Origin of the sequence: Williamsia sp., from assembly GCF_036566845.1 — a bacterium.
Lineage (GTDB): Bacteria > Actinomycetota > Actinomycetes > Mycobacteriales > Mycobacteriaceae > Williamsia.
The window spans coordinates 1-9208 of sequence record NZ_DATCVM010000035.1 but is presented as its reverse complement, the minus strand read 5'-3'; the positions used below and the strand labels follow the sequence as shown (position 1 = coordinate 9208).

Genomic DNA, 9208 nt, shown 5'->3' with positions numbered 1-9208 from the left:
TGGTTGTTTCACATTGTTACGGCGGCTATAGCGGTAGGGAAACGCCCGGTCCCATTCCGAACCCGGAAGCTAAGCCTACCAGCGCCGATGGTACTGCACCCTAATCAGTGTGGGAGAGTAGGACACCGCCGAACACAACTTCAGGCTCAGGCCCTTACGCATACGCGTGAGGGCCTGAGTCTTTTGTTCGTTCAAGTGGGCTCGATCGTCGTCCGTTCATGTCCCTTGGATCCCGATGCGGCCGTGTTCTTGATTAGATGAACCCATGACCTCCCCGGCGTCTTTCGGACCTTCCCTTGTGGAGACCTACCTCCAGTTCATCCACGACAGCTGTGCCGTCGGCGAACAGGGTGAACTGGCCGACTACATACCCGAGCTGACCAGAGTTGACCCGGATGGTTTCGGCCTGAGCATGGCGGTACATGAGGGCCACGTCTATTCGATCGGCGATGCCGGCGTCGGGTTCACCATCCAGTCGGTGTCGAAGCCGCTGACCTACGCACTTGCGTTGACCCACAAGGGCTTTACCGAGGTGGACGAACGCATCGGAGTTGAACCCTCGGGTGAGGCGTTCAACGAGATCAGTGTCGATTCGCGTCGTCGGCCTCGTAATCCGATGATCAACGCCGGCGCGATCCTGGCGGCGTCGCTGCTGCTCGAAACTCAGCCCGACGTGGACAAGGCGTTCGCCGAACTGCTCGAGTTCTATGGCTCGTGCGCGGGGCGGCAACTGTCGCTCGACACCGACGTCTACGAGTCGGAGATGCGCAGTGGAGCACGAAATCGTGCCATCGCTTTCATGCTGCAGAGCTTCGGCGCATTGAAGGCCCCGCCCGAAGACACCATCGACCTGTATTTCCGGCAGTGTTCGGTCATCGTCACGACAGACGACCTTGCAGTCATCGGCGGCACGCTCGCCAATGGAGGAGTGAATCCCCGAACGGGGCGTCGGGCGCTGGGACAGAATGTCGTGCAACGTGTACTGAGTGTGATGACAACGTGTGGAATGTACGACGGAGCGGGCGACTGGGTGACGTCGGTCGGCCTACCGGCAAAAAGCGGTGTCGGTGGCGGAATCATGGCGGTATTGCCGGGCCAGTTGGGGATCGGGGTCTATTCGCCGCTCCTCGACGAACACGGCAACAGCGTCCGCGGCGTGAGTGCGTGTAAGAAGCTCTCCTCGGATCTCGGTCTGCACATCTTCAACGTGACCCGGGAGAGTCGGGTCACGGTCCGATCCCACTATGACGCCGAAGAGCTGGACATCGTCACAGATCGGACGCCAGAGGAACGCCGATTCCTGAACGGCAAGCGGAACCGGATTCGCGTGTACGAACTGCAAGGTGATCTGACATTCTCCGGAATGGAGAGCGTACTTCGGCGGCTTCGGGGGGCGGCATCGAGTTTCGATGTAGCCATCCTGGACATGAGCCGCGTTGATCAGGTGGACGCGGTATCTCGGGCAATGCTCGTCGGATCGAGTCAGAATCTGCGGGCATCCGGACGCGACGGCGTGATCTTGGATCCGGACTCCGTTGTGGTCCAGAAGGGGTCGCACGCGTCGGAGGCGAGGCGGGGCGCCGAGTCGGTGGTGCAAACCATGGGAGAGGCGCTGGCCCGCGCCGAGGACTCGCTGTTGAAGCAGGCTATCGACCAATCGTAGGGTCGGGACGTCACTGGTCGTGGACCCGAAGGAGGGTCAGGGCCGCCAACGTCTGCGCGTCGCAGATCTCTCCGCGAGCAACTGCCGTCCATACTTCGTCACCCGACCACCACTTCCCATCCATGTCCTGCTCCTCGTGTTCGCGGGCGGTGGCGCCGGCGATCAGGTCTTCCGCGAGGAACACGGCTTGTTGCTGACTGCTGAATCCTGGTGCCACATCGACGATCCCGATCTGGGTGAGGCGACCCGACCGCAGGCCGGTCTCCTCGGACAATTCGCGGGCCGCCAGGGCCGGAGCCGGCATGTGCTGCCGGTCAGGTGCGGTGCCGGCGGGGAACTCCCATCTCCGTGCGTTCACGGCGTAGCGGAACTGTTCGACCAGGAACAGGCGACCGTCTTCGCGAGGGATGACGATGACACCGTCAGGCTTGTCGACGACGCTGTAGATGCCGGCGCTGCCGTCGGATCGAACGATCTTGTCCTCGCGGAGGGTCATCCACGGATTGGCATAGATTTCGGCTGAGGACACTCGCTGGATCGACACCACCTCAGAATATGGCCGTCGTGCGGCACGGGGGCGTCGCGCATCGAGGCCACGGGCCTAAGGTGGTCTTCGTGCGTCTTGTTATTGCCGAATGCCAGGTCGACTATGTCGGACGGCTCACCGCCCATCTGCCCAAAGCTCGCCGACTGCTGCTGATCAAGTCCGACGGTTCAGTGAGCGTGCACGCCGACGATCGTGCCTACAAACCGCTGAACTGGATGAGCCCGCCCTGCTGGCTGGTCGAGACCACACCGGAGAGCTCTGGTTCGCCGGAAGACGCTGACGGGTCGCAACTTTGGGTGGTGACCAACAAGGCAGGCGAGGAACTCCGGATCACGATCACCGAGATCGAACATGATTCGAGCCATGAACTCGGGATCGATCCGGGTCTGGTCAAAGACGGTGTCGAAGCTCACCTGCAGGAGCTGCTCGCCGAACACGTCGAGACGCTCGGGAGTGGCTACTCGTTGGTGCGACGTGAATACATGACAGCCATCGGTCCGGTTGACCTGCTGTGCCGCGACGCCGATGGGGCATCGGTCGCGGTCGAGATCAAACGACGCGGCGAGATCGATGGTGTGGAGCAGCTGACCCGCTATCTGGAACTGATGAACCGCGATCCCCTGCTGGCACCGGTCCAGGGCATCTTTGCGGCCCAGCAGATCAAGCCGCAGGCCAAGACGCTCGCGAACGATCGTGGCATCCGCTGCGTCACCCTCGACTACGACAAGCTCCGGGGGACCGAGAGCACCGAATTCCGGCTCTTCTAGAGAACCGGCGAACGATGGAACGGATCGAGTCGGGCCCCGATGGCGACAGCTACTACGTTCGGCCGATCGCGGGTCAGCGGGCCACCAAGGTCTACCGGTGCCCGGGCTGTAACCAGACCATCACGGTCGGCGTTCCGCACGTGGTGGCCTGGCCCGTGGACGACCACTGGTTCGAGGGACTGGGCGGCGGTACCCACGTGGATGACCGCCGCCATTGGCACACCGGATGCTGGCGTCGTGGGCAACGGGGTTCGCGACGCTAGCGGTTCTCACCGGTAGGAAGCGCTCACCCGGTCAGGGGTGTCCGTGCTGTCGGCCTCGACCTCGGATTCGGCATCAGTCGAAGTCTCGGAGACCGAGGCGTCGGCACGATCTGCCCCGCCGCCATCCGAATCGTCGACGTTCTCCTCGGTGGCGTGATCGGCCGGAGACGACTCCTCGAGACGGGCATTGTCGGAGAGCTCTTTGTTGAGGAGGCCGGTGGTGTTCGGATCGAGCAGTTCGGGCTCGTTGTCGACCTCGGCGAGCAGCTGGGGAACGTCGTCGAGTTGGCTGCGGATCTCCGCGAGCTGCGAGAGCATCCGGCTGCGCAATGCGCGCACCTGTTCGGTGACTTCCTGTGAGCGCGTGACTCTTTCGGTTGCCGCGGAGGCAGCGCGTTGACGCAGGCTCTCGGCTTCCGCCCGGGCGGTCTCGAGTAGTTCGCGTGCCTCGTTCTTGCTGTCGGTCTCGAGTTTGTTGGCGGCGGCGATCGCGTCGGACCGGCGTGCGGCCATCGTCACGTCGAAGTCTTCCTGGATCCGCTCGCGGTTGCCCTGCGCGCGGGCATCGAGCTCTGCCGCCTGAGCCGTGGCCTCGGCGACGATCCGTTCGGCTTCTTGACGGGCGGCCTTCATCGTCGCCTCGTGCTCGACGTGCATCGCCTCGCGCCGGTGATCGAGCTCGTCGTTCTTGCGGGCGATCTCCGTGCGGTGCTCGCTGGCTTCCTGGCGGGCGATCGAAAGTATTTCTGCAGCTTCGGCTTCCGACTGCGCCCGGATCTCTGACGCCTCGTCGGAGGCCAGGCGCAGCATGCTCGAGACGCGCTCGCTCATCCCCTGGACGGTCGTGGGAGGCACCGAGAGCCGGTTGACCTCACGGCGCAGCTCGTCGATGTCGTCGCGCGCGATCGCGAGATTCTCGGCGAGCTCGCGGGCGTTGGCCGTCGCGGCGTCGCGATCGGCCGCGATGACCCGCATCTCCGCGTCGAAGCGACGGAAGAAATCGGTGACCTGGTCCCGGTCGTAACCGCGCATGACCGTGGCAAATGGCAGGCCGCTGGCAGATGTGGCCTCGTTATTTGGCATGGCTGCGATTTTACGCTGTGTCTCCGCCGGTGCCGGGCGTGAACACGGTGTGCTGCACAAGGAGTTACCAGGCTGCAACCCACGTGTTCGTGGCCCGGGCGGCGACCTCGGGTCTGGGGTCAGTGCGCGTCGGCAGCCGGCTCGACCAGTTCGAGCAGGACTCCACCGGCATCCTTGGGGTGGATGAAGTTGATCCGTGAGTTCGCGGTGCCGTGACGCGGCTCGGGGTACAGGACCCGCAGCCCATTCGCCACCAGGCGGCGGGTGACCTCTTCGACGTCGGTCACGCGGACTGCCATCTGCTGCAATCCGGGGCCGTTGCGGTCGATGAACTTGGCGATGGTCGAGGTGTCGTCGATCGGCGACAGCAACTGGATCAGGGCATGCGACTTGTCGGCCCCGGCCGGGCCGACCATCGCCTCGACCACACCTTGGGCGGTGTTCGTTTCCTGGTGAAGGGTGACCAGGCCGAGATTTTCGAGGTACCAGGTCTTCGCGGCCTCGAGATCGGGCACTGCGATCCCGACGTGATCGATGGCGGTGACGAGCTCGCCGATGGTGGCGAGGGCCACTGACTGGGGGTTCTGTTGGGATGTGCTCATGGCCTAAAGGTAACCTCGGGGGCGGATGAGCGACGATTCAGCCAGCTTTCAGAGAGGTCAGTACAAGATGTCAACTTCGGTAATAGTGTCCGGAGCTCGGACCCCGATCGGTCGATTGATGGGTTCGCTCAAGGATTTCAGCGCAGTGGATCTCGGAGCGATCGCCATCCGCGGTGCCCTCGAGAAGGGCAACGTCCCGGCCTCAGAGGTCGAATACGTCATCATGGGCCAGGTTCTGGGTGCCGGAGCGGGCCAGATGCCTGCCAAGCAGACCGCGGTCAAGGCCGGCATCGGCTGGGATGTCCCCGCTCTGACGATCAACAAGATGTGCCTCTCGGGCATCGATGCGATCGCACTGGCCGATCAGATGATCCGCGCGGGCGAGTTCGAATGTGTTGTCGCCGGTGGCCAGGAATCGATGACCCAGGCCCCGCACATCCTGCAGGGCAGCCGCAGCGGCTTCAAGTACGGCAACACGGAGCTGGTTGACCACATGGCCTATGACGGCCTGCATGATCCCTTCACCGATCAGCCGATGGGCGCGCTCACCGAGCAGCAGAACGACGTCGAGAAGTTCACCCGTGAGCAGCAGGACGAGTTCGCCGCGCAGTCGAACCAGCGTGCCGCCATCGCATGGAAGAACGGCGTCTACGACGATGAGGTGGTGCCGGTGCCGATCCCGCAGCGTAAGGGCGATCCGGTCCTGTTCGCCGAAGACGAGGGCATCCGCGCCGATACGACGGTGGAGTCGCTCTCACGTCTGGGCGCCGCCTTCCGCAAGGGCGGAACCATCACCGCGGGTAACGCGTCGCAGATCTCCGACGGTGCCGCCGCCGTGATCGTCATGAGCAAGGCCAAGGCCGAGGCTCTCGGACTCGAATGGCTCGCCGAGATCGGTCCCCACGGTGTTGTCGCCGGACCGGACTCGACGCTGCAGCATCAGCCGGCCAACGCCATCCGCAAGGCTGCGTCGAAGGCCGGGGTCGACCCCGCCGGATTCGATCTCTACGAGATCAACGAAGCTTTCTCGGCAGTGGGCCTGGCCTCTGCCAAGGCACTGGGGATCACCGACGACAAGATCAACGTCAACGGCGGCGCCATCGCGATCGGTCACCCGATCGGCGCCTCCGGTGCACGCATCACGCTGCATCTCGCCCTGGAACTCGCCCGTCGCGGAGGTGGCACGGGCGTGGCCGCCCTCTGTGGCGCCGGCGGACAGGGTGATGCGCTCATCATCTCCGTACCCAAGAAGTGAAAGTGACCGAAAATTGATTTCTGTGAAGCTCACCGCCCAGATCTTCCGAGTAGTGGCGATTGCCGAGGCCGTGACCTGGCTGGCGCTACTGATCGCGATGTTCTTCAAGTGGGTGCTCGGACACGAAGAAGCCATCGCCATCCCTGGCATGACGCACGGGATCGTGTTCATGGTCTACGTCGTGGTCGCGCTGTTCGCAGCATGGCGCCTGAAGTGGAACCTGGTCACCACCGGCCTCGCGCTGGTGGCGAGCATTCCGCCGTTCGGCACGCTGGTCTTCGAGGTCTGGGCCAAGCGTAAGGGCCTCCTCGGCGGAACCGAAGCGCCGTCGAAGGTTGCAGCAGCCTGACATCACAACCCGAAACCGCCATCGCGCACCCGGATCTTCGGGTGCGGGTGGCGGTTTCCTGCATCTTCGGACTCAATGGCCTGCTGGCCGCGATGTGGGTGGCCCACATCCCCGTGATCAGGGAACGGACCGGTGTCGACCACGCCACGCTCGGTGGTCTGCTCCTCGCGATCGGGGGATCGGCTCTGGTCGCGATGCAATTGGTCGGTCCGCTCACCGACCGGATCGGCTCCAAATGGCCCACCGTGGTCAGCGCGATGGGGTTGTCGCTGGCGATCCTGCTACCCGGTCTGGCGACCAGCACCACAACGCTGGCTGTGGGTCTGGTCGCCTTCGGTTTCTGCAACGGTGCACTCGATGTCTCGATGAACACCCAGGCCGTGGTGTGTGAACGCGCCTACCGGCGCCCGATCATGTCGTCGTTCCACGGATACTTCTCGGTGGGCGGTCTGGCCGGCGCCGGTCTGGTCGCCGTCGGTTTGGCGCTCGACGTGCCGCTCATGGCGGTACTGGGTACGTTCAGTGCGGTGGGCGTGGTGAGCGCGATCGTTCTGTCGCGTGATCTGTTGACCGGTCGTGCCGGCGACGAGGCGGACACGCCGCAGCAGGACAAGGCAGGCGAGACCGTTCCGCGGCGTCCGTGGGGCCGGATCGCGTTGCTCGCCCTGGTCGCGTTCATGCTCATGCTCGCCGAAGGTGTCGCCTACGACTGGAGTGCGCTCTACATCGTGGAGACCTACAACGTCTCCGACGCGGTGGGCGCTGTGGCGTTCGGTGCCTTCAGTGCCACGATGGTGATCTTCCGGTTCTCTGCCGACACTGTGAGCGCGCGGTTCGGACCGGTGGCCGTGGTTCGCGGTGGAGCAGTTGTGGCAGTCGCCGGGATGGCGCTGGCGATCTGTGCACCCAGTGCCCCGTGGAGCATCGTCGGATGGGCGGTGTTCGGTCTCGGCATCGCCGGAGGGGTTCCCCAGCTGTTCACCGCGGCCGGAAATCTCACGATGGCGGCGAGTGGACAGATCATCTCGGTGGTTGTCGGATTCGGCTATGTCGGGATGTTGGCGGGTCCGGCTGTCATCGGCCCGCTGAGCCACTGGTTCTCGCTCGGGAGCGCGCTGTGGTTTGCGGTGGTGGGGTTGGTGGTCGCCATCGTGTTCGCTCCCGTGGTCCGGCCGCGTGAGAGCGGACCACGGACAACCGGACCCAGGCACCACCTCTCCGATGACCGTGCCAAACTGGAGCAATGACCAGACCGCAACAAAGTCAGCAGGCGGCTGCCCGTGCGGCAGCAGCGATGTCAGGGGCCGTCGATCTCTCCGGCCTCAAAGAACGCGCCGAGGCCCAACGCGCACAGGCGAATCGGCCAACCCCGCCACCCGCAGCAGCACCGCCGTCGTCCCCGGACGCGGCCGGGGGAACAGGTTTCCCGGCTGTCTACGACGTCACCGAGGAAACATTCGAGACCGAGGTTGTCGCCCGGTCGTCACAGGTTCTTGTTGTCGTGGACCTGTGGGCGACGTGGTGTGGCCCGTGTAAGCAACTGTCGCCGACGCTCGAGCGGATGGCCGCCGAATCCGGGGGCACCTGGGTGCTCGCGAAGGTCGACGTCGACGCCAACCCTCGCATCGCCCAGTTGTTCGGCGTGCAGTCCGTGCCGACCGTGGTCGCGATCGCCGGCGGACAACCGGTATCGGCGTTCGCCGGCGCGCAGCCCGCAGCACAGATTCAGGGCTGGCTCGACGACATCATGAGCCAGCACGGCGCCGCGATCACGGGTGCGGTGGCCGAGAACGGTGAGGAGACCGAAGAGGCGATCGATCCACGGATGGCCGCTGCGGAAGACAAGCTCAATGACGGTGACATCGACGGTGCGCTCGACGACTACAAGGCCATCGCCGCCGCCGAGCCGAACAATGTCGAGGCCGCCTCTCTGGTCCGGAACCTCACGTTTGTCGCACGAGCGCAATCCCATGACCCCGCCGAGGTTGCCGACGCAGCTCCTGACGATCTCGAGAAGCAACTGGCGGCAGCGGATATCGAATTGCTCAACCAGCAGCCCGAAGCCGCCTTCGACCGGATCATCAAGGTTGTCGCCAGGACCGCGGGCGACGAGCGCAGCGCTGCGCGAGCTCGTCTCCTCGAACTCTTCGAACTGTTCGATCCGGCCGAACCGTTTGTGGTCGCGGCACGGCGCAAACTCGCGACCGCGCTGTACTGAGCGCGGCTGCGCGACCTCCGAGGGCTCACGGGTCGTAGCGAGAGCACCCTTTGTCGGTGTTGAAGTAGCCGGCCGAGAACGCCGCGATCCGGGAGAAGCCACTGGGAAGCGCTCGGCCGGCGACATCGCTGGCCACGGCGCCGCTCACCAGCATCCCGGACACCAGCTCATCGAGGTCGCCTCCGCGCAGCGTGAAGGCACCGGAGTCCGCGGTGGATCGCGCCCACTGTCCAGTGGCACAGGCCGCCCGTGCGGCGGCGACGGGCTGGTCGGTCACCTGTCCGCGGGCCTGCTGCGCGGCGATCGAATACCGCGATGCGACGAGGGAATAGGCGCTGAAGTCGCCACCGATGAAACTCGGTAGCCCGGAAGGGCCACTCGTTCCGTTGGTGGCGATCGACGTCAGCTCCGAGGAGTCCATCGACACGGTGTTGCTGGAAGGACAGAACGACACCGGCGGT

General features: G+C 64.7%; 10 protein-coding genes, 1 rRNA gene and 1 pseudogene. 8 read left to right on the top strand and 4 right to left on the bottom strand.

What is annotated here, in order from left to right:
• Positions 1–17: 17 nt before the first annotated feature.
• Both rrf and glsA read left to right on the top strand, forming a co-directional pair.
• Positions 18–134, top strand: a 5S ribosomal RNA gene (gene rrf, locus VIQ49_RS02920).
• Positions 135–265: 131 nt separating this feature from the next.
• On the top strand, positions 266–1663 hold the full coding sequence (gene glsA, locus VIQ49_RS02915) for a glutaminase A (RefSeq protein ID WP_331880548.1): 1398 nt from the start codon (positions 266–268) through the stop codon (positions 1661–1663).
• Between the two features lie 10 nt (positions 1664–1673).
• On the opposite strand, the gene VIQ49_RS02910 is transcribed toward glsA, so the two are convergent.
• Positions 1674–2210 carry an NUDIX hydrolase gene (locus tag VIQ49_RS02910; protein ID WP_331880545.1) on the bottom strand — a complete coding sequence of 179 codons (537 nt, stop codon included), beginning with the start codon at positions 2208–2210 and terminating at the stop codon, positions 1674–1676.
• A gap of 68 nt (positions 2211–2278) precedes the next feature.
• Between VIQ49_RS02910 and nucS the strand changes: the two genes are divergently transcribed.
• Both nucS and VIQ49_RS02900 read left to right on the top strand, forming a co-directional pair.
• Positions 2279–2977, top strand: coding sequence for an endonuclease NucS (gene nucS / locus VIQ49_RS02905; RefSeq protein WP_331880542.1), 699 nt, complete (start codon positions 2279–2281; stop codon positions 2975–2977).
• Between the two features lie 14 nt (positions 2978–2991).
• Positions 2992–3240 carry an ATP/GTP-binding protein gene (locus VIQ49_RS02900; protein WP_331880539.1) on the top strand — a complete coding sequence of 83 codons (249 nt, stop codon included), beginning with the start codon at positions 2992–2994 and terminating at the stop codon, positions 3238–3240.
• A gap of 6 nt (positions 3241–3246) precedes the next feature.
• Here VIQ49_RS02900 and VIQ49_RS02895 read toward each other — a convergent pair whose 3' ends face one another.
• Both VIQ49_RS02895 and mce read right to left on the bottom strand, forming a co-directional pair.
• A complete protein-coding gene (locus VIQ49_RS02895; protein ID WP_331880536.1) occupies positions 3247–4323 on the bottom strand; it encodes a hypothetical protein in 1077 nt (358 codons plus the stop codon).
• A 119-nt stretch (positions 4324–4442) separates the two neighbouring features.
• Entirely contained in the window at positions 4443–4925 is a 483-nt protein-coding gene (gene mce, locus VIQ49_RS02890; RefSeq protein ID WP_331880534.1) for a methylmalonyl-CoA epimerase, read from the bottom strand.
• Between the two features lie 67 nt (positions 4926–4992).
• Between mce and VIQ49_RS02885 the strand changes: the two genes are divergently transcribed.
• From VIQ49_RS02885 to VIQ49_RS02870, 4 genes are read left to right on the top strand one after another with little or no spacing between them, the layout of a single operon-like run.
• Entirely contained in the window at positions 4993–6180 is a 1188-nt protein-coding gene (locus tag VIQ49_RS02885; protein ID WP_331880531.1) for an acetyl-CoA C-acetyltransferase, read from the top strand.
• A gap of 13 nt (positions 6181–6193) precedes the next feature.
• The gene (locus VIQ49_RS02880) at positions 6194–6529 is read left to right on the top strand and encodes a DUF3817 domain-containing protein (protein WP_331880528.1); all 336 of its coding nucleotides are present in this window, start codon (positions 6194–6196) and stop codon (positions 6527–6529) included.
• Between the two features lie 41 nt (positions 6530–6570).
• A complete protein-coding gene (locus VIQ49_RS02875; RefSeq protein WP_414731561.1) occupies positions 6571–7776 on the top strand; it encodes an MFS transporter in 1206 nt (401 codons plus the stop codon).
• A gap of 47 nt (positions 7777–7823) precedes the next feature.
• Positions 7824–8747 (top strand): tetratricopeptide repeat protein, encoded by a 924-nt coding sequence (locus VIQ49_RS02870; RefSeq protein WP_414731562.1) that lies wholly within the window; start codon positions 7824–7826, stop codon positions 8745–8747.
• A gap of 25 nt (positions 8748–8772) precedes the next feature.
• Here VIQ49_RS02870 and VIQ49_RS02865 read toward each other — a convergent pair.
• Positions 8773–9208: pseudogene (locus VIQ49_RS02865) on the bottom strand (hypothetical protein); the annotation flags it as partial.